Raw genomic sequence first — 20,009 nt, forward strand, 5'->3', positions numbered from 1 at the left:
GCGACCCGCGCGCACGACCCGCGCGCACGACCCGCACCGGGACCCGCACGCACGACCCGCACCGGGGACTCGCACCCGGACCCGCATCCGCGCGGATCTCCGACGGTGCCTGGGCGATCGGCTGAGCTCCGCAGGCATGATGCACAATCGGGGCCATGACGACCCCGGACCACCAGTCACCCGCGTCACAGCCTCCGGCGCCCACCGCCAAGGACCGGATCTATCGCTCGCCCATGGCGCTCGTGGGCGGCGTGCTGCTGCTCGCGCTCGTCGCGTGGCTGGGCATCGACGGGCTGATCCGCGGCCACGGGCGCACACCGTGGCTGGCGCTCGCCGGGATGATCCTGATCTTCCCGCTGGTGACGGCCTTCACGCTGCGCCCGGCCGTGTTCGCGAACGAGGACCGGCTGCGGGTGCGGAACCCGTTCCGGGTGATCGTCCTGCCCTGGGGCGAGATCGAGACCCTGCGCTCCGGTTTCTCCAACGAGGCCGTCGTCAGCTCCGGCGCCAAGTACCAGCTGTGGGCCGTCCCCGTCTCGCTGCGCGCCCGCAAGAAGGCGACGCGCCGCCAGGCCCAGGCGGCGGCCGACGCGGCCCGTGCCGCGCGGGGTGAGAAGCCCCGTGGCGGGGGCTTCGGCGGGTTCGGGGGCTTCGGCAGTGGCGGTGGGTTCGGTGGCGGCGGTGGATTCGACGGCGGAGCCGGTGCGGGCGCCTCCGCAGGGCCCGTCCGGGCGGAGACCGACAAGATCATGGACGACCTGCGCAAGGACCTGGAGCGGCGTCATACGGAGGAGTCGGCCCAGGGCGAGGTCACGGCGCGCTGGGCCTACGAGGTGATCGCCCCGGCGGTCGCGGGCGCGGTGCTGCTGGCGATCCTGATCGCGGTGGGCTGAGATCCGGCTGCCGCCGTCACACCCTGGCGTACGGGAGGAAGTCCGCCCAGGCGGTGGGAGTGAGGGCGAGCGTGGGGCCCTCGGTGGTCTTGGAATCGCGGATGTGGACGGTGCCGGGGGTGGTGGCTATTTCGAGGCAGGATTCGCCGTTGGTGCCGTCGCTGTAGCTGCTCTTGAACCAAGCCAGCTCAGAGGGGACGCCGGCGGTGGGCTTGCGGGTCATGTCTCTCCCAGCAGATTCTCGATGAAGGCCAGCGACTCTCGTGGTGAGAGGGCCTGCGCCCGGATGGTCCCATACTGCAACTCCAGGATGCGCAGCTGCTTCAAGTCAGAGGTGGGTCGACCGTTGAACAGGCCATCAGCGCGCCCCACGGCCGTACCGTCCGGGAACTTGAGCAGTTCGATCCTGCCGTCCACTCCTGGCTGCGCATCGGCGTGCGTCGGCATCACCTGAAGCCGCACGTGCCACAACCGGCCTACTTTCAACAGGTGTTCGAGCTGTTGTCGCCACACCATCGTGCCTCCGACCGGACGGCGGAGCGGTGCCTCTTCCAGCACGAAGTGGAGAGACGGAGCCGGGTCTCGTTCGAAGATCGCTCGCCGGGCCATGCGAGCGGCCACCATGCGTTCCACATCGTCCGGCGAGTACGGAGGCTGCGCTGCCTCGATCAGGGCGCGGGCGTGCTCCGGCGTCTGCAACAGCCCGCTGATGCTGTTGCACACATACAGTCCGATCTCGGCGGCCTGCGCTTCGAGCTTTCCCAGTTCTCGGACTTTCCTGGGATATCGGACCTGCTTCACGTCCTCCCAGATGGCGACGATGAGCCCGCCCGCCTTCAACACCTCATCGGCCTTGATCAGGTACTCCTGGCGAGGAATCCGCTTCCCGCTCTCGATCTTGTACACAAGATCCTCGCCGTACCCCACCGCCTTCGCGAACTCCGAGGCCCGCAGCCCCGCCGCCTCCCTGCGCAGCTTCAACTGCCGCCCCACCGTGGCGATCACGGCGACGCCCCACTCGTCGTCCGGATCGACCTCCCAGCCCGGTTCGTCCGCCTCGGTCATCCCGTACCCCTCCAGTCACACTCCGTTCGGTCATCGTAGGAATCCGAAGAGTCACTGGTCCCGGGAACTGCCAAAAGGGTGCCTCAGATACCGGCCGCCGCCGACAGGTCCCGCTCGATCGCGGCGAGCAGCTCGCTCGCGCGGGCGCGGGCGGCCGGGAGGGCGTCGTGGCCGGCGACCGGGACGACGACCTCCAGGTAGCACTTGAGCTTGGGCTCGGTGCCGCTGGGCCGGACGACGACACGGGCGCCGTCGAGGGTGTAGCGCAGCCCGTCGGTGGGCGGCAGCGTGTCCGTGCCCCGCGTGAGGTCCTCGGCGCGGGTGATGGCGAGGCCGGCCAGCTCGGTCGGGGGCTGCTCGCGCAGGCGGCGCATCGCGTCGGAGATGACCGAGAGGTCCTCGACCCGGACCGACAGCTGGCCGGTGGCGTGCAGCCCGTGCTCCACGGCGAGGTCGTCGAGGAGGTCGAGGAGGGTGCGGCCCTCCTCCTTCAGCACGGAGGCCAGCTCGGTGATCAGCAGGGCGGCGGTGATGCCGTCCTTGTCGCGCACGCCCTCGGGGTCGACGCAGTAGCCGAGCGCCTCCTCGTAGCCGTAGCGCAGCCCGTCCACGCGGGCGATCCACTTGAAGCCCGTGAGGGTCTCCTCGTACGGCAGCCCGGCCTTCTCGGCGATCCGGCCGAGGAGCGAGGAGGACACGATCGACTCGGCGAACACGCCGTGCGCGCCACGCCGGACCAGGTGGGCGGCGAGCAGCGCGCCGACCTCGTCGCCGCGCAGCATGCGCCAGTCGCCGTCCTGCTTGACGGCCGCCGCGCACCGGTCGGCGTCGGGGTCGTTGGCGATGACGAGGTCCGGGTCGGTGGCGCGGGCCTGCGCGAACGACAGGTCCATCGCGCCCGGCTCCTCCGGGTTCGGGAAGGCGACCGTCGGGAAGTCCGGGTCCGGCTCGGCCTGCTCGGCGACCAGCACCGGCGCGGGGAAACCGGCGCGCGCGAAGGCGGCCACCAGGACGTCGCGGCCGACGCCGTGCATGGCCGTGTAGACGGTACGGGCGGTCCGCGGGGAGTCCGCGGCCAGGACGGCGTCCGTACGGGCCAGATAGGCGTCCAGGACGGAGTCGTCCAGGGTCTCCCAGCCCGCGTCCGGGCGGGGGACGTCGTGCAGGGAGGCGATCGCGTCGATCTCGGCGGCGATCTCCGCGTCGGCGGGCGGGACGATCTGGGAGCCGTCGCCGAGGTAGACCTTGTAGCCGTTGTCCCGGGGCGGGTTGTGGCTGGCGGTGACCTCCACGCCCGCGACCGCGCCGAGGTGCCGTATGGCGAACGCCAGGACGGGGGTGGGCAGCGGGCGGGGGAGGACCGCGGCGCGCAGGCCGGCGCCGGTCATGACGGCGGCGGTGTCCCGGGCGAAGTCGGCGGACTTGTGACGGGCGTCGTAGCCGACGACGACGAGGCCGTCGCCCTGGCCCTTGGCCTTCAGGTACGCGGCGAGGCCCGCGGCGGCGCGGATCACGACGCTGCGGTTCATGCGCATCGGGCCGGCGCCGAGTTCGCCGCGCAGGCCCGCGGTGCCGAACTGGAGGGAGCCGGCGAACCGGGCCGCCAGCTCGGTGACGTCACCGGCGTCGAGCAGTGCGGCGAGTTCCTCGCGGGTCTCGGCGTCGGGGTCCTCGGCGAGCCATGCCTTGGCCTTGGCGATCAGATCGTCGTGCACCTGGGGATCAACCTCTCCTGTGTGTGTTCGCCCGCCGTCCCGCCCGTCCGCCTCCGGGCCCGGCCGGCGCGTGAAGCGGTCGGCCGGGAGGCGGACGGGCGGTACGTGGACGGCCGGCCGGGCGGGTCGGCGGGCGGCGTCTGCGCGGCGCCGGGGCCGCGGCGCCGGATCCGTGGCGGCGGATCCGTGGCGCCGCGACCTGCTTACAGCCGGCCGAGCACCTGCGTCAGCAGCTGGCCCATGCGGGCGGCCGAGTCACGGCCGGCCTGGAGGACCTCTTCGTGGTTCAGGGGCTCGCCCGTCATGCCCGCCGCGAGGTTGGTGACCAGGGAGATGCCCAGCACCTCGGCACCCGCCTCACGCGCGGCGATGGCCTCCAGGACCGTGGACATGCCGACGAGGTCCGCACCGATGACCCGGGCCATGCGGATCTCCGCCGGGGTCTCGTAGTGCGGGCCGGGGAACTGCGCGTACACGCCCTCCTCCAGGGAGGGGTCGACCTCCTTGCACAGGGCGCGCAGCCGCGGGGAGTACAGGTCCGTCAGGTCGACGAAGTTGGCGCCGACGATCGGGGAGGTCGCCGTCAGGTTCAGGTGATCGCTGATCAGGACCGGCTGGCCGGGGCGCATGCCCTCGCGCAGGCCGCCGCAGCCGTTGGTGAGGACCACGGTCTTGCAGCCGGCGGCCACGGCCGTCCGGACGCCGTGCGCGACGGCGGCGACGCCGCGGCCCTCGTAGTAGTGCGTGCGGCCCAGGAAGACCAGCGCGCGCCTGTCGCCGATGGAGTACGAGCGGACCTTGCCGCCGTGGCCCTCGACGGCCGGCGGCGGGAAGCCGGGCAGCTCGGTGACCTGGAACTCGGCGTCGGGTGCGCCCAGGGCGTCGACGGCGGGAGCCCAGCCGGAGCCCATCACGAGGGCGACGTCGTGGGTCTCGGCGCCCGTCAGCTCGCGCAGGCGCGCGGCGGCGGCGTCGGCGGCGGCGTGGGGGTCGCTCTGGATGTCGTCCGGAAGAAGAGATGCGTTCACGCCGTCGAGGGTAGCCGGTTTACGCCTACGCGCGTAGATGCCAGAGGCCACGGGATTGCGATCGTTGTCTTGTCGTTTCCGACGAACCGCTCCGCGGCCGGGACGCTCAGTCCTCCGTGATGAGGACGTCCTTGTCGTTGAAGACCTCGACGATGAAGACCAGCAGGCGGCCGCGGCTGACCGTGTACTCCACGAGGATGTTCTGCGTGAGGCGGATCGTACGGTCGTCGCCGGTGGAGCTTATGGGCCGCGACACCGAGAGGAAGGGGTCGCGGGCCAGCAGTGCGATGCCCTTGTCGAACGAGTTGCGCTGCCGGTCGTCCAGGCGGTCGCGGGCCTCGGCGGCTTGCACCGTGTAATAGACGTCGTAGGTGGTGGGGGTCATGCGTACTCCCGTTGGTGCGTCGGCCCCCCAAGTCTAAGGAGCCGACGGCCGTCAGCACGGTCGCTTGCGCAGCTCCATCACGTAATCGTGTGGCGCGCCGGCCGATTCCGCCGCGTCGGCGATCTCGCCCAGGTAGCGGGCCGAGGGCAGGCCGCCCTCGTAGCCGTTGAGCACGTAGAGCCAGGCCGACTCCTCGCCGTCCAGCGTGTGCACGCGCACCCGCATGCGCCGGTAGATGCCGAGGCCGACGCCCTCCCAGCGGTCCAGCGACTCCTCGTCCATCGGCGCGATGTCGTACAGACCCACGAAGACCTGCGCCCCCGGCTCCTCGACGATCGTCGCCAGCGCGCCGTCCCAGCCCAGCTGCTCGCCGCCGAAGGTCAGCCGCCAGCCGTTCAGCCAGCCGATGGCGCGCAGCGGGGAGTGCGGGGTGCGGCGGGCCATCAGACGCGTTTCGAGGTTGCCGGCGTACGCGGCATAGAGCGACATGGGGGAGAGCGTACGGCAGCGGAAAACTCCCGCCTCCCGCGTCCCCGGGGTCCCGCCCGCCCCGCGAGCGGCGCCCCCGGGCAGTGGCACCTTGAGGCGTGCGGGACAATGGGGTACGTGACTCGGATCGTGATCATCGGTGGCGGACCCGGCGGATACGAAGCGGCGCTGACGGCGGCGCAGCTCGGCGCGGAGGTGACCGTCGTGGACTGCGACGGTCTGGGCGGGGCGTCGGTGCTGACCGACTGCGTACCGTCGAAGACCCTTATCGCTACGGCCGAGGTGATGACCACCTTCGACTCCTCCTACGAGGAGCTGGGCATCATCGTGGCCGACGACACCCCGCACATCGAGCAGGCGGCCCGCGTCGTCGGTGTGGACCTCGGCAAGGTCAACCGGCGGGTGAAGCGCCTCGCGCTCGCCCAGTCCCACGACATCACCGCCTCCGTCACCCGGGCCGGCGCCCGCGTCATGCGCGGCCGCGGCCGGCTGGAGGGCATGCAGGCCCTCGACGGCTCCCGCAAGGTCGTCGTCAGTGCTGCCGACGGCAGCGAGGAGACCCTCACCGCCGACGCCGTGCTCATCGCCACCGGCGGTCACCCGCGCGAGCTGCCCGACGCGCAGCCCGACGGCGAGCGCATCCTGAACTGGACCCAGGTCTACGACCTCACCGAGCTGCCGGAAGAGCTGATCGTGGTCGGCTCCGGTGTCACCGGTGCCGAGTTCGCCGGCGCCTACCAGGCCCTCGGCTCCAAGGTCACCCTGGTCTCCTCCCGCGACCGCGTGCTCCCGGGCGAGGACCCCGACGCCGCCGCCGTCCTGGAGGACGTCTTCCGCCGCCGCGGCATGAACGTCATGGCCCGCTCCCGCGCGCAGGCCGCCAAGCGCGTCGGCGACCGCGTCGAGGTCACCCTCGCCGACGGCCGCGTGATCACCGGCACCCACTGCCTCATGGCCGTCGGCGCCGTCCCGAACAGCGCGGGGCTCGGCCTGGAGGAGGCCGGCGTCCGGCTGAAGGAGTCCGGGCACATCTGGACCGACCGGGTCTCCCGCACCTCCGCCCCCGGCGTCTACGCGGCCGGCGACGTCACCGGCGTCTTCGCCCTCGCGTCCGTCGCCGCGATGCAGGGCCGGATCGCCATGTACCACTTCCTCGGCGACACGGTGAGCCCGCTGAACCTCAAGACGGTCTCCTCGAACGTCTTCACCGACCCCGAGATCGCCACCGTCGGCTACACGCAGGCGGACGTCGACGCGGGCAAGATCGACGCCCGGGTCGTGAAGCTGCCGCTGCTGCGCAACCCGCGCGCCAAGATGCAGGGCATCCGGGACGGCTTCGTGAAGATCTTCTGCCGGCCCGGCACCGGGATCGTCGTCGGCGGTGTGGTCGTCGCGCCGCGCGCCTCGGAACTCATCCACCCCATCTCGATCGCCGTCGACAACAATCTGACAGTCGAACAGATCGCGAACGCGTTCACGGTGTACCCCTCCCTTTCGGGGTCGATCGCCGAGGTCGCGCGACAGCTCCACACCCGAAAGGCCAGCGCGGAGGCCTGACGCCGGACGCCGACTCCCCGGTGGTCACGGGGAGTTGCCGGACATGCGTGCGGCATAGTCGGGCGGATTAGGCCCTATACCACTTCCTGCCCGACCATGCGAACAACTTCTGTTATTCGGCGCAAACTGCTGAAAGCAGACGGTCGTTGGGGTTACTGTCAGTTTCGTGTTCGCTGCAGAACGTCGCCAATTGATTCTCGAAATGGTGCGAGCGAACGGGGCCGTGTCGCTCCGTGAACTCGCCCGCGTCGTCCAGACCTCCGAAGTGACCGTACGGCGGGACGTGCGGGCTCTGGAGGCAGAAGGACTCCTCGACCGCCGGCACGGCGGTGCGGTACTGCCGGGTGGGTTCACGCGTGAGTCGGGCTTTCCACAGAAGTCCCACCTCGCCACCGCCGAGAAGACGGCCATCGCCGACCTCGCCGCCGGTCTCGTCGAAGAGGGCGAGGCCATCGTGGTCGGGGCGGGTACGACCACGCAGGAGCTGGCCCGTCGGCTCGCGCGGGTGCCCGGACTGACGGTCGTGACCAACTCCCTCCTGGTGGCACAGGCTTTGGCCCATGCCAACCGGGTGGAGGTCGTGATGACCGGCGGCACCCTGCGCGGCTCCAACTACGCGCTCGTCGGCTCCGGGGCGGAGCAGTCCCTCCAGGGGCTGAGAGTCTCCAAGGCCTTCCTGTCCGGCAGTGGTCTGACCGCCGAGCGCGGCCTGTCCACGTCCAACATGCTGTCGGCGTCCGTGGACCGGGCGCTGGTGCAGGCCGCGGCGGAGGTGGTGGTCCTCGCGGACCACACCAAGCTGGGGACGGACACGATGTTCCAGACGGTGCCGACGGACGTCATCACCCGCCTGGTCACCGACGAGCCGCCCACGCGCGACGACCGGGCCGGAACCGAGTTGCAGGCGCTCGCCGATCAGGGGGTGCAGATCGCGGTGGCGGGGGCGAGTGGCCCTCCGGGGGGTGAGCAGGCCCCCGCGGCGCGTCAGCGGAGTGTTCCCGGTCCGCGGCGGGGGCAGTTGCCGGGGGCGGGGCTTCGGTCGGCCGCGGTGCTGGGGGAGTCGGCGGCGGGGGCGGAGAGGGGGCGCGTCGCGGATATGCGGCGCCGTTAGCTGTTTGGCCGGTGGGGGCGGCGGATCGGTCGCCGGGGCGCCGTGGGGGTGCTGCCTGGTTGGCGGGTGACGGTGCGTGGTGGCTTGTCGCGCAGTTCCCCGCGCCCCTTAGGCCTACTGCCCCGCTGTAGATCGACAGGTTCCCGTGTCCCTTTGGGAGTGGCTGGCCGATCGTGCCCCTGGAGCGCAGGACGCCCGGTGGACCGGAGCAAGCGGTCCACCGGGCGTCACGTCGGATACTGCGCTCAGTCCTTGATCTCGCAGATCGCCGCGCCCGAGGTGAGGGACGCGCCGACCTCGGCGGTCAGGCCCTTGATGGTGCCCGCCTTGTGGGCGTTGAGGGGCTGCTCCATCTTCATGGCCTCCAGGACGACGACCAGGTCGCCCTCCTTGACCTCCTGGCCCTCCTCCACCGCGACCTTGACGATCGTGCCCTGCATGGGGGAGGCGAGGGTGTCGCCGGAGGCGACGGGGCCGGACTTCTTGGCGGCGCGGCGCTTGGGCTTGGCACCGGCGGCGAGGCCGGTACGGGCCAGCGACATGCCCAGGGAGGACGGCAGGGAGACTTCGAGGCGCTTGCCGCCGACCTCGACGACGACCGTCTCACGGCCGTTCTCCTCCTCCGCCTCGGCGTCGGCGGGGGCCGTGAAGGGCTTGATCTCGTTGACGAACTCGGTCTCGATCCAGCGGGTGTGGACCGTGAACGGGTCGTCGGCGGAGGCGGTCAGCTCCGGGGCGAAGGCCGGGTCCCTGACCACCACGCGGTGGAACGGGATGGCGGTGGCCATGCCCTCGACCTGGAACTCGTCCAGGGCGCGAGCGGCCCGCTCCAGGGCCTCCTTGCGGGTGCGGCCGGTGACGATCAGCTTGGCCAGCAGCGAGTCCCAGGCCGGGCCGATGACCGAGCCGGACTCCACGCCCGCGTCCAGGCGGACACCGGGTCCTGACGGCGGTTCGAACACCGTCACCGTGCCGGGGGCCGGGAGGAAGTTGCGGCCCGGGTCCTCGCCGTTGATGCGGAACTCGAACGAATGGCCGCGCAGCTCGGGGTCGCCGTAGCCCAGCTCCTCGCCGTCGGCGATGCGGAACATCTCGCGGACCAGGTCGATGCCGGCGACCTCCTCGGTCACCGGGTGCTCGACCTGGAGGCGGGTGTTGACCTCCAGGAAGGAGATCGTGCCGTCCTGGCCGACGAGGAACTCACAGGTGCCCGCGCCCTCGTAGTGGGCCTCCTTCAGGATGGCCTTGGAGGCGCGGTACAGCTCCGCGACCTGCTCGTCCGACAGGAACGGCGCGGGGGCCTCCTCGACGAGCTTCTGGTGGCGGCGCTGCAGCGAGCAGTCACGCGTGGACACGACGACCACGTTGCCGTGCTTGTCGGCCAGGCACTGGGTCTCGACGTGCCGGGGGCGGTCGAGGTAGCGCTCGACGAAGCACTCGCCGCGCCCGAAGGCGGCGACGGCCTCGCGGACGGCCGACTCGTACAGCTCCGGGACCTCTTCGAGGGTGCGGGCGACCTTCAGGCCACGGCCGCCACCACCGAAGGCCGCCTTGATGGCGATCGGCAGCCCGTTCTGCTCGGCGAACGCGACGACCTCGTCGGAGCCGGAGACCGGGTCCGGCGTACCGGCGACGAGCGGGGCACCCGCACGCTGCGCGATGTGCCGCGCGGCGACCTTGTCACCCAGGTCGCGGATGGCCTGCGGCGGCGGGCCGATCCAGATCAGGCCCGCGTCCAGCACCGCCTGGGCGAATTCGGCGTTCTCCGACAGGAAGCCGTAGCCCGGGTGGATGGCGTCCGCGCCCGATTCGCGCGCCGCGTTCAGGACCTTCTCGATGTCCAGATAGCTGGTGGCCGGTGTGTCACCGCCCAGGGCGAACGCCTCGTCCGCGGCCCGGACGTGCAGAGCGTCCCGGTCCGGGTCGGCGTATACGGCCACGCTCGCGATCCCGGCATCCCGGCAGGCCCGGGCAACGCGGACAGCGATTTCGCCACGGTTGGCGATGAGCACCTTGCGCACGATTGAGGCTCCCTCCTTGAAACAAGCCGAGTTTAGGGACTGCCCACACGGCACTTCGAGCCGTCCCCAATGGTGAGCTTGCCCACACGGAGCGTGATGCCAGGCCCGCTCGACCCGCGAAAGCCCTTGTCGCACCGAGGTGCGCAGGACTCCACCGGAAAACCCTAGCCCCGCCATGTGGTCAAGGTCTCTGTGAGACCGTGCTGCGGGCCACTCGGTTTCTTTGTCGAGTCCCTACGAATGGCCCAATGGTTCTTTGCTGACGACCAAACCCTTGTCCCTCGGTTTACCCATGAGTAGCGTTCGCGCTGACTCGAACGTACTTCAGGTAACAGCAGCTCTGCTCGGGCTGAGGTCGAAAGTGGGTGGGGACCGGTGGTGCGCAGACCGGTGGCATGGGTCGTGGCGATCGTCCTGTTGGCGGAGGCCTGCGGGATCGCGGCGTTCAACTGGTTCCTCGGAGTGGTCGCGGACCACCAGCAGATGTCGCTGGCGGGTGTCGACCCGGGCGTCATGTCGACGTCCTCGAAGATCGGCGGCGTGATCTTCGGACTCTACTTCGCGCTGTGCGCCCTCGTGGCCCTGCTCGTCGCGATACGCGACCGCGCCCCGGCCGGCTTCGGGCGTGTCGTGCTCATCAGCGCCGCTGTGGTGCACGCCCTGCTGGGCGCCCTCACCTGGGGCCTGGTGGGCTGGCCGGCGTTCGTGTTCATGGTCGTGGTGTTCACCCTGATCCTGCTGATCCTGATGTCGTACGACCGTCAGGACGGCCCCGGACAGCGGGCGGCCGGCGGCGCTCCCGGCACAGGCGGCGCCCCGAAGGCCGAGACCGGACCGGTCGAGACTCCGGCCGGGGCCCCGTGGGCCCCGGCGCCAGGGGGCCGCACGGGTGAACCGCGGACCGGGACCGGCGGGGACGGGGAGCCGCAGGACACGGTCTCCTCCCAGCTCACTCAGCCGGTGCCCACAACTCTGTGATCCCGACACCCAGTTCGGCCAGCAGGCGCCGTACGAGGGGCATGCTGATGCCGATCACGTTGCCGTGGTCGCCGTCGATGCCCTCGATGAACGGCGCCGAGCGGCCGTCCAGGGTGAAGGCCCCGGCGACGTAGAGAGGCTCGCCCGAGGCGACGTACGCGGCGATCTCCTCGTCCGAGGGCTCGCCGAAGCGGACGACGGTGGAGGCGAGCCCCGCGACGTACCGCTTGGCCGCCGTGTCCCAGACGCAGTGGCCCGTCTGGAGGGTCCCGGCGCGCCCGCGCATCGACTTCCAGCGGGCGGTGGCCTCCTCGGCGTCGGCGGGCTTGCCGAGCGCCTGTCCGTCCAGCTCCAGCACCGAGTCGCAGCCGATCACCAGGGCGCCCTGCACCTCCGGCCGCGCCGCCACCACGGAGGCCTTGGCCTCGGCGAGGGCGAGCGCCAGATCGGCCGGGGTCGGCGCGGTGACGGCGTCCTCGTCGACCCCGCTCACGATCACCTCGGGCGTGAGCCCCGCCTGCCGCAGCAGGCCGAGACGGGCGGGGGACTTGGAGGCCAGGACGAGGCGCCGGCGCGGATGGTCTGTCATGCGATCAGGGTATCGCCGGGGCGTTCATCTGAACCCGATCACGATCATCGCCAGGACCATGGCCACCGCCAGGAAGAAACCGAGCCGCCGAAGGGTCTCCTCCATGTCGCGGAGTTCCTTCGGCGGCTCGTTCTCGGGATCTGACCACAGCATCCCTCAAGCGTGTGGCCCTTCGCCGTCCGGTGCCTGAGTAGGCGTACTCAGATTCCCGCTCAGCTCGGCCAGTAGGTGCGAGTCCAGGACGCCCGGCCCGGCCTCGGGACACGCCGTGCCGCGATGCGGGACGGGTCGGACCACGCGTCCCTCGGGTTCTCCGCGCCGGACGGCTCGGCTGCCGCCGCCGCGGCGCGGACCCGGACCACCGCCAGTGCGGCGGCCAGCTCCTCCGGGGTCGGGTTGCCCCGTACGACCTTGATGTTCATGACCGCTCCAAAGGTCCGGGCCCGGGGGCCCAGGGATCCAGGGATCCAGGGGGATCTACCGGTGGTTCAGAGGGGGATGTTGCCGTGCTTCTTCGGAGGCAGGGATTCCCGCTTGGTGCGCAGCTGACGCAGGCCCCGGACGATGTGGGCGCGGGTCTCGGACGGCATGATCACCGCGTCGATGTAGCCGCGCTCCGCCGCGACGTACGGGTTGAGCAGGGTGTCCTCGTACTCCCGGATGAGCCGGGCGCGCACGACCTCGACGTCCTCGCCGCTCGCCGCCGCCTCGGCGATCGTGCGCCGGTGCAGGATGTTCACGGCGCCCTGGGCGCCCATGACGGCGATCTGGGCGGTCGGCCAGGCCAGGTTGATGTCCGCGCCCAGGTGCTTGGAGCCCATGACGTCGTACGCCCCGCCGAACGCCTTCCGCGTGATCACGGTGATCAGCGGGACCGTGGCCTCCGCGTAGGCGAAGATCAGCTTGGCGCCGCGCCGGATGATGCCCTCGTGCTCCTGGCCGACGCCCGGCAGGAAGCCCGGTACGTCCACGAAGGTCAGCACCGGGATGTTGAACGCGTCGCAGGTGCGCACGAACCGGGCGGCCTTCTCGGACGCGTCGATGTCCAGGCAGCCCGCGAACTGCATCGGCTGGTTGGCGACGATGCCGACCGGGAAGCCCTCGACCCGGCCGTAACCGGTGACGATGTTCGGCGCGAACAGGGCCTGCGTCTCGAAGAACTCCGCGTCGTCCAGGACGTGTTCGACCACCGTGCGGATGTCGTACGGCTGGTTCGCGGAGTCCGGGACCAGGGTGTCCAGCTCCCGGTCCTCGTCGCTGACGGCGAGGTCCGCCTCCTCCGGGAAGACCGGGGGCTCGGAGAGGTTGTTGGACGGCAGGTACGACAGCAGCTGCTTGACGTACTCGATGGCGTCCTTCTCGTCGGCCGCCATGTGGTGGGCCACACCGGAGACGGCGTTGTGGGTCCGGGCGCCGCCCAGCTCCTCGAAGCCGACGTCCTCACCGGTGACCGTCTTGATGACGTCCGGGCCGGTGATGAACATGTGCGAGGTCTGGTCGACCATGACCGTGAAGTCGGTGATCGCGGGGGAGTACACCGCGCCACCGGCACACGGGCCGACGACGAGGCTGATCTGCGGGATGACACCGGAGGCGTGCGTGTTGCGGCGGAAGATCTCGCCGTACGCGCCGAGGGACGCGACGCCCTCCTGGATGCGGGCGCCGCCGGAGTCGTTGATGCCGATCACCGGGCAGCCGGTCTTCAGCGCGAAGTCCATGACCTTGACGATCTTCTGGCCGTAGACCTCGCCCAGGGCTCCGCCGAAGACGGTGAAATCCTGCGAGAACACGGCGACCGGCCGGCCGTCGACGGTTCCGTACCCGGTGACCACGCCGTCGCCGTACGGACGGTTCTTCTCCAGTCCGAAGTTGGTCGAGCGGTGCCGCGCGAACTCGTCGAGTTCGACGAAGGAGTCCTCGTCGAGCAGCAGCTCGATCCGCTCACGTGCCGTCAACTTGCCCTTGGCGTGCTGCTTTTCGACGGCACGTTCCGAACCGGCGTGCGTCGCCTCGTGGATACGGCGCTGCAGATCCGCGAGCTTGCCCGCGGTCGTGTGGATGTCGATCTCTTCCGGCTCGGACATCGGGATGCGGCTCCCTGCCTGCTCAAAAGGGGGGACGATTACTCATCCGTAGCGTAGTGGCGTGGCTACGGATCAGCAGTGCGGCGTTTCCCACACCTAGGGTGACTTGCATGACGCCGCACAATGCATCAGACGACAGCCGCTGGTCCGACCTGGACCGCCCGCCCCTGAACGTCACGGCACTGCGCCGCGGGCTGATCCGTGAGGGCGGTCTGTGGTCCGCGATCGACGTGGTCCAGAGCACCGGCTCCACCAACTCCGACCTGGTCGCCCGCGCGTCGGGCGGCACGGTGGAGGAGGGCGCGGTGCTCGTCGCCGAGCAGCAGACGGCCGGGCGGGGGCGCCTCGACCGCCAGTGGTCGGCCCCGCCCCGCTCCGGCCTCTTCTTCTCCGTCCTCCTGCGCCCCGCCGAGGTTCCCGTGGCCCGCTGGGGCTGGCTCCCGCTGCTCACCGGCGTCGCGGTGGCCGCCGGCCTGTCCCGCGCGGCCGGCGTCGACACGGCGCTGAAGTGGCCGAACGACGTCCTGGTCACCGTCGGCGGCGAAGAACGCAAAGCCGGCGGCATCCTCGCCGAACGCGCCGGCGACGACGCCGTCGTCATCGGCGTCGGCATCAACGTCACCCTGCGCGCCGACGAACTCCCCGTCCCCCAGGCCGCCTCGCTGGCCCTGGCCGGAGCGGTGTCCACCGACCGGGACCCCCTGCTGCGGGCGATGCTCCGCTCCCTGGAGGACTGGTACGACCGCTGGCGCGCGGCGGGCGGCGACCCCGCCGCGGCCGGCCTCCAGGAGGCCTACGCGGTCGGCTGCGCCACCCTCGGCCGCACCGTCCGGGCCGAGCTTCCCGGCGACCGCGCCCTCGTCGGCGAGGCCGTCGCCGTCGACGGTGACGGCCGTCTCGTCATCGCCACGAAGGAGGGCGTCCAGGAGCCGGTGGGCGCGGGCGACATCGTGCATCTGCGCCCTGCGTGAGCGGATGCCGGGTGCCGGATGCCTGCGGCGCCTGTGCGGTCGGGTGGGGGTGCGCGTAGCGCCCACCGCGGTCGTGGACACGGTGCCGCGCCGGGGGGTGTCCGTCCTCGGAACGGCGCGCAACCGTCCCCCTGAAGAGACCCCGGCACCTGACGCGCCAACCCTGCGGGCAGACACCCCCCGCCCCGTCCCCTCCCCACCGCCCGCGCCCCCGCCTCCGCGGCTCCGCCCGTGTGTGCGGCTCCGCCCGTGTGTGTGCGCGGCGGTGGCGGTGGAGGCGGCGCTGCGATTGGGTCGGGCTAAGGCGGTTGCTCGGTGCGGGGGTCTGGGGGCGGCAGCCCCCTGAGGGGGCGCGGGGAACTGCGCGATCGGCCCCTGCCGGGCCGCAGGGGGCGTGCGACGGATGTCTGGTGCGGGGGTCTGGGGGCGGCAGCCCCCTGGAGGGGCGCGGGGAACTGCGCGATCGGCCCCTGCCGGGCCGCAGGGGGCGTGCGACGGATGTCGTGGGGCGGCAGCCCCCGGCCCAGGACACCATGCCTAACCAGCGGAGAGTCACCGCCCCGTCGGCCCAACCCAACGGAGTGAGCTGGCGCACACCTGCCGTAGAGTTGAGGCCGGTCGATACGTGACCGCGGCAGATCGGAAGGGCAGCAGGCGTGACCGTCGACGACACGGGCTCCGGCGCGGGCGCGGACGACCGGGTGGAACCCGACGCCGCGGAACCCGGCGAGGACCCGCTCGCCCTGCGCCTGGAACAGCTCATCCTGGGCGCCGAGCGCCGCTACACCCCGTTCCAGGCGGCCCGCAGCGCCGGCGTCTCCATGGAACTGGCGTCCCGGTTCTGGCGTGCCATGGGTTTCGCCGACATAGGCCAGGCGAAGGCCCTCACCGAGGCCGACGTCCTCGCCCTGCGCCGCCTCGCCGGCCTCGTCGAGGCGGGACTGCTCAGCGAGGCCATGGCCGTGCAGGTGGCCCGGTCGACCGGCCAGACCACCGCCCGTCTGGCGGAGTGGCAGTTCGACTCCTTTCTGGAGGGCCTGACCGAGCCCCCCGAGCCGGGCATGACCCGGACCGAGGTGACGTATCCGATCGTCGAGCTGCTCCTGCCCGAGCTGGAGGAGTTCCTCGTCTACGTCTGGCGCCGCCAGCTCGCCGCCTCGGCCGGCCGTGTCGTCCAGGCCGGCGACGACGAGGAGATGGTCGACCGGCGCCTGGCCGTCGGCTTCGCCGACCTCGTCGGCTTCACCCGGCTGACCCGCCGGATGGAGGAGGAGGAGCTGGGCGAGCTGGTCGAGGCGTTCGAGACGACCGCCGCCGACCTGGTCGCCGCCCGTGGCGGCCGGCTCATCAAGACCCTCGGCGACGAGGTCCTGTACGCCGCCGACGACGCCGGCACGGCCGCGGACATCGCCCTGCGCCTGGTCGAGACGATGCGCAACGACGAGACGATGCCCGAGCTGCGCGTCGGCATGGCGTTCGGCACGGTGACGACCCGCATGGGCGACGTCTTCGGTACGACGGTGAACCTCGCCTCCCGGCTGACCTCGATAGCCCCGCGCGACGGCGTGCTGGTGGACAGCGCGTTCGCGGAGGAGCTGATCCGCACCGGCGAGGCTCCCGTCTCGGAGGCGGAGGCCGCCGAGGCCGCGGCCGCCGCCGAGAAGGAGGGCGAGGAGCCGCCGACGTACCGCTACGGGCTCCAGCCGATGTGGCAGCGCCCGGTCCGGGGGCTCGGCGTGATCGAGCCATGGCAGCTCGTCCGCCGCGAAGACCAGACCTGATACGCGCCTTTGCTCCTAGTTCTCCGGCGCGTCCGCGAGGCCCACGCACAGACCGATCACCGGAACGCACAGATCGCCCGGCGTCGGCTTCGGCGTCGGCTTCGGCGTTGGCGTGCTCGTGCCGTGGCTCGGTGAGGGGGCGGGGGCCGTGGGCGCGGGCGTGGTGGGCGCCGGGGGGTGCGTGGGCTTGGTGCTCGGTGGGTCGTCGGGCGCCTGTGGGGGGGCCGGCCGGGAGGGCGGTCGACGCGGGCGCTGCCGGGGGGAGCGATGTGGGGGTGACGGACGGTGTTCGTCCGGTGGTCGCCGAGCTTGTCGGCGCGGCGCTCACTCCGCCCATGGCGGAGCTGGCCGAGGGCAGGGCCGTAGGGGCGGCGGCGATCGTGGCGGACGCGCGCTGCGAGTGATCGGCGCCGCCGCCGGCGCGGGGCTCGTGTCCGGGTTCGGCCTCCGCCGCCCCCGGCCTCCCGAGCCCCGGATCCGGCGCGACCCGTACGAGGCTCAGCACCCCGGCGGCCAGCGCCAGCCCCCCGGCGGCGAGCAACACCCTGCGCGGTCGGGGCCTGCGATGCCGCCCTCGACGGATGAAGAACCTGCCGGGTGCCGGTGACACCTGCTCCCCGGCGGACCGTTCGGGCTCCTCCGGGAACGGAAGCGGCGCACGTATCGGCGCTTTCGGACTTCCCGTCGTCTTCGTCGTCTGCGCTGTCATGAGGTCCCTCCCCGCCGTGCGCCCACCGTGCGCCGGGGCGCCTCGTGGCGGTGCGCACGCTATGCGTTCGTGTGGGCGGTGTGGGGTGAGACGGCCGGGTTGTCACTCGAACGGGCGTAGGGCGGCGGGCGGGGTACCTCTTTCCTGGGGCGGGGTCCGGCTGCGATGATCGGACGGCAATGAGTTAACCCGCGTTAACCGGAGGAAGTCATGAGCGAGGAGCGGTTCGGGGAGTTCGTGCTGGTGCGACGGCACGGGCATGTGGCGGAACTGGTGCTGGACCGGCCGAAGGCCATGAACGCCGTCTCGACGGACATGGCCGGCTCCATCGTGGGGGCGTGTACGGCGCTCGCGGGCGACAGGGATGCCCGGGTGGTCGTCCTGACGTCGTCGCACGAGCGGGCGTTCTGCGTCGGTGCGGACCTGAAGGAGCGGAACTCGTTCAGTGACGCGGACCTGATGCGGCAGCGGCCGGTGACGCGCGGGGCGTACACCGGGGTGCTGGAGCTGCCGATGCCGACGATCGCGGCGGTGCACGGGTTCGCGCTGGGCGGCGGGTTCGAGCTGGCGCTGTCCTGCGACCTGATCGTCGCCGACCGTACGGCCGTGGTGGGGCTGCCCGAGGTGTCCGTGGGCGTGATCCCGGGCGGCGGCGGTACGCAGCTGCTGCCCCGGCGGGTCGGCGCGGCGCGCGCGGCCGAGCTGATCTTCTCGGCGCGGCGCGTGGAGGCCGCGGAGGCCGCCGAGCTGGGCCTGGTGGACCAGCTGGTCGACGAGGGCCGCGACCGCGGCGAGGCGCTCGCGCTGGCCGCGCGCATCGCCGGCAACTCACCGGTCGGCCTGCGCTCGGCGAAGCGCGCCCTGCGCCTCGGCCAGGGCCTGGACCTGCGCGCCGGCCTGGAGATCGAGGACGCCGCCTGGCGCGCCACCGCCTTCTCCGGCGACCGCCCGGAAGGCGTCGCCGCCTTCAACGAAAAGCGCACCCCCAACTGGCCCGGCGAGTGACCCAGGGCCGCGGGCCCGTACCGATCCCCACCTCCACCACCATGCAACGAGCCGCAGGACAGTTCCCTAGGGCCGCGGGCCCGTACCGATCTGCGGCTCCACCACCATGCGACGAGCCGCGCCGCAGTTCCCTGGGGGCGGGGGCTCGTACCGATCCGCACCTCCACCACCATGCGACGAGCCGCACGGCAGTTCCCTGGGGGCGCGGGCTCGTACCGATCTGCGCCTCCGCCAATCATGCAATGAGCCGCACGGCAACTCCCTAGGGGCGCGGGGAACTGCGCGACCAGCCCCCACCTCCCCGCAGACGGCCACGCACCCCCGCCCCGGCCGGCCGCTCAGCGCGCCGCACGGCAACTCGCACCCCCGCCCCGCCAATGTCCCCATTCCCCCCTTTCCTCCCTAACCTGGGGGAATGGGTGACGACAACCGGCTCGCCGCCGTGGTGGGGCTGGCTCAGGGGATGGCGGCGGCGCACACGCCCCGCGAGTCGTGGCGCGCTGCCGCCCTCGGCGCATGCCGCGCGCTGGACGGCAGCTTCGCCGCACTGTCGGTGTGGGAGCGGGAGCTGGGCCGGCTCCGGGTCCTCGTGAACGTGGGGCAGCGCCGCCCGGACGAGGAGGAGTACCCGGAGATCGAGGCCTACCCGGTGCACCAGTTCCCGGAGATCACCGAGTTCCTGCACGAGCGCTGGGCCGGCGGACGCGGGGCGAACGCGTGGGTGGAGACCGCCGAGGGCACCGCCGCCGGCACCCCCGGCTACTTCCATCAGCGTGTCGCCGCCCTGCGCCGCAGGGGCCGGGGCTGCTGCGTCGTCGCCCCCGTCGTGCTGCACGGCCGTGCCTGGGGCGAGCTGTACGTGGCCCGCGCCACCGGCGCCCCCGTGTTCGACGGGGGCGACGCCGACTTCGCCACCGTCCTGGCCGCCGTCGTCGCGGCGGGTCTCGCGCAGACCGAGCGGCTGGAGGAGGCCCGCCGGCTCGCCTTCTCCGACTCCCTCACCGGCCTCGCCAACCGCCGCGCCGTGGACGTACGCCTGGAGGAGGCGGTGGAGCGGCACCGCGCGGAGGGGGTGGTCGTCAGCCTTGTCGTCTGCGATCTGAACGGGCTCAAGCGGGTCAACGACACGCACGGGCACGCCGTCGGCGACCGGCTGCTGGAACGGTTCGGGTCCGTGCTGTCGCTGTGCGGGGCGATGGTGCCGGGCGCGCTCGTCGCACGGCTCGGCGGGGACGAGTTCTGCCTCCTCGCGGTGGGGCCGCCGGCCGACGACGTGATCAAGGCGACGGAGGAACTGTGCCGCAGGGCAGGGGAGTTGGAGCTGGGGGAGGGGGTGGCGTGCGGGGTCGCCTCGACCGAGGAGCCGATCGGGGCGGTGCGCGACGCCCGGCGGCTGTTCCGGCTGGCCGACGCGGCGCAGTACCAGGCCAAGGCGCTGCGCGCCGACCGTCCCGTGGTGGCCGGCCGGGAGGGCCCGGACGACCCGGTCGTACGACTGGCCGACGAGCCCTCTCCCGCACGCCCCGAACGAACCGAACGCCGCACCTTCCGTGGCCGCCGTCCCCGAGCCGACACGTGACCCGGAATCCGGCACGGAATCCAGCACGGAACCCCAACCGGAATCCGGC

General features: G+C 72.1%; 20 protein-coding genes. 9 read left to right on the forward strand and 11 right to left on the reverse strand.

Translation table 11 applies throughout. The features are described from left to right. The first annotated feature begins 155 nt into the window (after positions 1-155). Complete coding sequence (locus ACGFYV_RS27670) at positions 156-893, forward strand: PH domain-containing protein (protein ID WP_393881193.1); 738 nt, start codon at positions 156-158, stop codon at positions 891-893. 16 nt (positions 894-909) lie between these two features. Here the strand turns inward: ACGFYV_RS27670 and ACGFYV_RS27675 are convergent, their stop codons facing one another. The 6 genes from ACGFYV_RS27675 to ACGFYV_RS27700 all read right to left on the reverse strand — a co-directional run bounded on the left by ACGFYV_RS27675 (position 910) and on the right by ACGFYV_RS27700 (position 5,575). After that, a complete protein-coding gene (locus tag ACGFYV_RS27675; RefSeq protein ID WP_393881194.1) occupies positions 910-1,116 on the reverse strand; it encodes a DUF397 domain-containing protein in 207 nt (68 codons plus the stop codon). Then, positions 1,113-1,958: a helix-turn-helix domain-containing protein gene (locus tag ACGFYV_RS27680; RefSeq protein ID WP_393881195.1), complete on the reverse strand. Its 846-nt coding sequence runs from the start codon at positions 1,956-1,958 to the stop codon at positions 1,113-1,115. Before ACGFYV_RS27680 ends, ACGFYV_RS27675 begins: the two co-directional genes overlap by 4 nt. 83 nt (positions 1,959-2,041) lie before the next feature. Further along, entirely contained in the window at positions 2,042-3,673 is a 1,632-nt protein-coding gene (locus ACGFYV_RS27685; RefSeq protein ID WP_393881196.1) for a phospho-sugar mutase, read from the reverse strand. Between the two features lie 203 nt (positions 3,674-3,876). Next, positions 3,877-4,701, reverse strand: coding sequence for a purine-nucleoside phosphorylase (locus ACGFYV_RS27690; protein ID WP_393881197.1), 825 nt, complete (start codon positions 4,699-4,701; stop codon positions 3,877-3,879). Between the two features lie 106 nt (positions 4,702-4,807). Further along, a complete protein-coding gene (locus ACGFYV_RS27695; protein ID WP_393881198.1) occupies positions 4,808-5,086 on the reverse strand; it encodes a hypothetical protein in 279 nt (92 codons plus the stop codon). 51 nt (positions 5,087-5,137) lie between these two features. Beyond that, positions 5,138-5,575, reverse strand: coding sequence for a gamma-glutamylcyclotransferase (locus tag ACGFYV_RS27700; RefSeq protein WP_393881199.1), 438 nt, complete (start codon positions 5,573-5,575; stop codon positions 5,138-5,140). Between the two features lie 108 nt (positions 5,576-5,683). On the opposite strand from ACGFYV_RS27700, the gene ACGFYV_RS27705 reads away from it, so the two are divergent. Together ACGFYV_RS27705 and ACGFYV_RS27710 are read left to right on the forward strand one after the other, a co-directional pair. Further along, positions 5,684-7,132, forward strand: coding sequence for an NAD(P)H-quinone dehydrogenase (locus ACGFYV_RS27705; RefSeq protein WP_393881200.1), 1,449 nt, complete (start codon positions 5,684-5,686; stop codon positions 7,130-7,132). A 166-nt stretch (positions 7,133-7,298) separates the two neighbouring features. Continuing rightward, positions 7,299-8,243: a DeoR/GlpR family DNA-binding transcription regulator gene (locus ACGFYV_RS27710; protein WP_393881201.1), complete on the forward strand. Its 945-nt coding sequence runs from the start codon at positions 7,299-7,301 to the stop codon at positions 8,241-8,243. A 245-nt stretch (positions 8,244-8,488) separates the two neighbouring features. On the opposite strand, the gene ACGFYV_RS27715 is transcribed toward ACGFYV_RS27710, so the two are convergent. After that, positions 8,489-10,264 carry an acetyl/propionyl/methylcrotonyl-CoA carboxylase subunit alpha gene (locus ACGFYV_RS27715; protein ID WP_393881202.1) on the reverse strand — a complete coding sequence of 592 codons (1,776 nt, stop codon included), beginning with the start codon at positions 10,262-10,264 and terminating at the stop codon, positions 8,489-8,491. Between the two features lie 390 nt (positions 10,265-10,654). Here ACGFYV_RS27715 and ACGFYV_RS27720 point away from each other — a divergent pair, with 390 nt between their 5' ends. Continuing rightward, positions 10,655-11,242, forward strand: coding sequence for a hypothetical protein (locus tag ACGFYV_RS27720; protein WP_393881203.1), 588 nt, complete (start codon positions 10,655-10,657; stop codon positions 11,240-11,242). Here the strand turns inward: ACGFYV_RS27720 and ACGFYV_RS27725 are convergent. The 4 genes from ACGFYV_RS27725 to ACGFYV_RS27740 form a co-directional block, all read right to left on the reverse strand. Beyond that, on the reverse strand, positions 11,214-11,831 hold the full coding sequence (locus ACGFYV_RS27725; RefSeq protein WP_393881204.1) for a Maf family protein: 618 nt from the start codon (positions 11,829-11,831) through the stop codon (positions 11,214-11,216). The genes ACGFYV_RS27720 and ACGFYV_RS27725 overlap by 29 nt on opposite strands. Positions 11,832-11,855: 24 nt before the next feature. Continuing rightward, positions 11,856-11,984, reverse strand: coding sequence for a morphogenic membrane protein MmpB (gene mmpB, locus ACGFYV_RS27730; protein WP_393881205.1), 129 nt, complete (start codon positions 11,982-11,984; stop codon positions 11,856-11,858). Between the two features lie 59 nt (positions 11,985-12,043). Then, the gene (locus ACGFYV_RS27735; RefSeq protein WP_393881206.1) at positions 12,044-12,253 is read right to left on the reverse strand and encodes an acyl-CoA carboxylase epsilon subunit; all 210 of its coding nucleotides are present in this window, start codon (positions 12,251-12,253) and stop codon (positions 12,044-12,046) included. Positions 12,254-12,319: 66 nt separating this feature from the next. Further along, a complete protein-coding gene (locus ACGFYV_RS27740; protein WP_393881207.1) occupies positions 12,320-13,915 on the reverse strand; it encodes an acyl-CoA carboxylase subunit beta in 1,596 nt (531 codons plus the stop codon). Between the two features lie 110 nt (positions 13,916-14,025). On the opposite strand from ACGFYV_RS27740, the gene ACGFYV_RS27745 reads away from it, so the two are divergent. The 5 genes from ACGFYV_RS27745 (at position 14,026) to ACGFYV_RS27765 (ending at position 19,960) form a co-directional block, all read left to right on the forward strand. Further along, the gene (locus ACGFYV_RS27745; protein WP_393881208.1) at positions 14,026-14,886 is read left to right on the forward strand and encodes a biotin--[acetyl-CoA-carboxylase] ligase; all 861 of its coding nucleotides are present in this window, start codon (positions 14,026-14,028) and stop codon (positions 14,884-14,886) included. 656 nt (positions 14,887-15,542) lie between these two features. Beyond that, complete coding sequence (locus ACGFYV_RS27750; protein ID WP_393881209.1) at positions 15,543-16,667, forward strand: adenylate/guanylate cyclase domain-containing protein; 1,125 nt, start codon at positions 15,543-15,545, stop codon at positions 16,665-16,667. A 275-nt stretch (positions 16,668-16,942) separates the two neighbouring features. After that, complete coding sequence (locus ACGFYV_RS27755; protein WP_393881210.1) at positions 16,943-17,071, forward strand: hypothetical protein; 129 nt, start codon at positions 16,943-16,945, stop codon at positions 17,069-17,071. Positions 17,072-17,586: 515 nt separating this feature from the next. Then, positions 17,587-18,381, forward strand: coding sequence for an enoyl-CoA hydratase/isomerase family protein (locus tag ACGFYV_RS27760; RefSeq protein ID WP_393881211.1), 795 nt, complete (start codon positions 17,587-17,589; stop codon positions 18,379-18,381). A gap of 415 nt (positions 18,382-18,796) precedes the next feature. Continuing rightward, the gene (locus ACGFYV_RS27765) at positions 18,797-19,960 is read left to right on the forward strand and encodes a diguanylate cyclase domain-containing protein (RefSeq protein ID WP_393881212.1); all 1,164 of its coding nucleotides are present in this window, start codon (positions 18,797-18,799) and stop codon (positions 19,958-19,960) included. Positions 19,961-20,009 lie beyond the last annotated feature (49 nt).

The organism is Streptomyces sp. NPDC048297 (assembly GCF_043201585.1).
Classification (GTDB): Bacteria; Actinomycetota; Actinomycetes; order Streptomycetales; family Streptomycetaceae; genus Streptomyces.

Coding starts and splice junctions, on each gene's coding strand:
- ACGFYV_RS27680 (WP_393881195.1), bottom strand. CDS start 1,958: ATGACCGAGGCGGACGAACCGGGCTGGGAGGTCGATCCGGACGACGAG.
- ACGFYV_RS27760 (WP_393881211.1), top strand. CDS start 17,587: ATGAGCGAGGAGCGGTTCGGGGAGTTCGTGCTGGTGCGACGGCACGGG.
- ACGFYV_RS27675 (WP_393881194.1), bottom strand. CDS start 1,116: ATGACCCGCAAGCCCACCGCCGGCGTCCCCTCTGAGCTGGCTTGGTTC.
- ACGFYV_RS27725 (WP_393881204.1), bottom strand. CDS start 11,831: ATGACAGACCATCCGCGCCGGCGCCTCGTCCTGGCCTCCAAGTCCCCC.
- mmpB (WP_393881205.1), bottom strand. CDS start 11,984: ATGCTGTGGTCAGATCCCGAGAACGAGCCGCCGAAGGAACTCCGCGAC.
- ACGFYV_RS27745 (WP_393881208.1), top strand. CDS start 14,026: ATGACGCCGCACAATGCATCAGACGACAGCCGCTGGTCCGACCTGGAC.
- ACGFYV_RS27735 (WP_393881206.1), bottom strand. CDS start 12,253: ATGAACATCAAGGTCGTACGGGGCAACCCGACCCCGGAGGAGCTGGCC.
- ACGFYV_RS27705 (WP_393881200.1), top strand. CDS start 5,684: ATGGGGTACGTGACTCGGATCGTGATCATCGGTGGCGGACCCGGCGGA.
- ACGFYV_RS27765 (WP_393881212.1), top strand. CDS start 18,797: ATGGGTGACGACAACCGGCTCGCCGCCGTGGTGGGGCTGGCTCAGGGG.
- ACGFYV_RS27700 (WP_393881199.1), bottom strand. CDS start 5,575: ATGTCGCTCTATGCCGCGTACGCCGGCAACCTCGAAACGCGTCTGATG.
- ACGFYV_RS27695 (WP_393881198.1), bottom strand. CDS start 5,086: ATGACCCCCACCACCTACGACGTCTATTACACGGTGCAAGCCGCCGAG.
- ACGFYV_RS27740 (WP_393881207.1), bottom strand. CDS start 13,915: ATGTCCGAGCCGGAAGAGATCGACATCCACACGACCGCGGGCAAGCTC.
- ACGFYV_RS27670 (WP_393881193.1), top strand. CDS start 156: ATGACGACCCCGGACCACCAGTCACCCGCGTCACAGCCTCCGGCGCCC.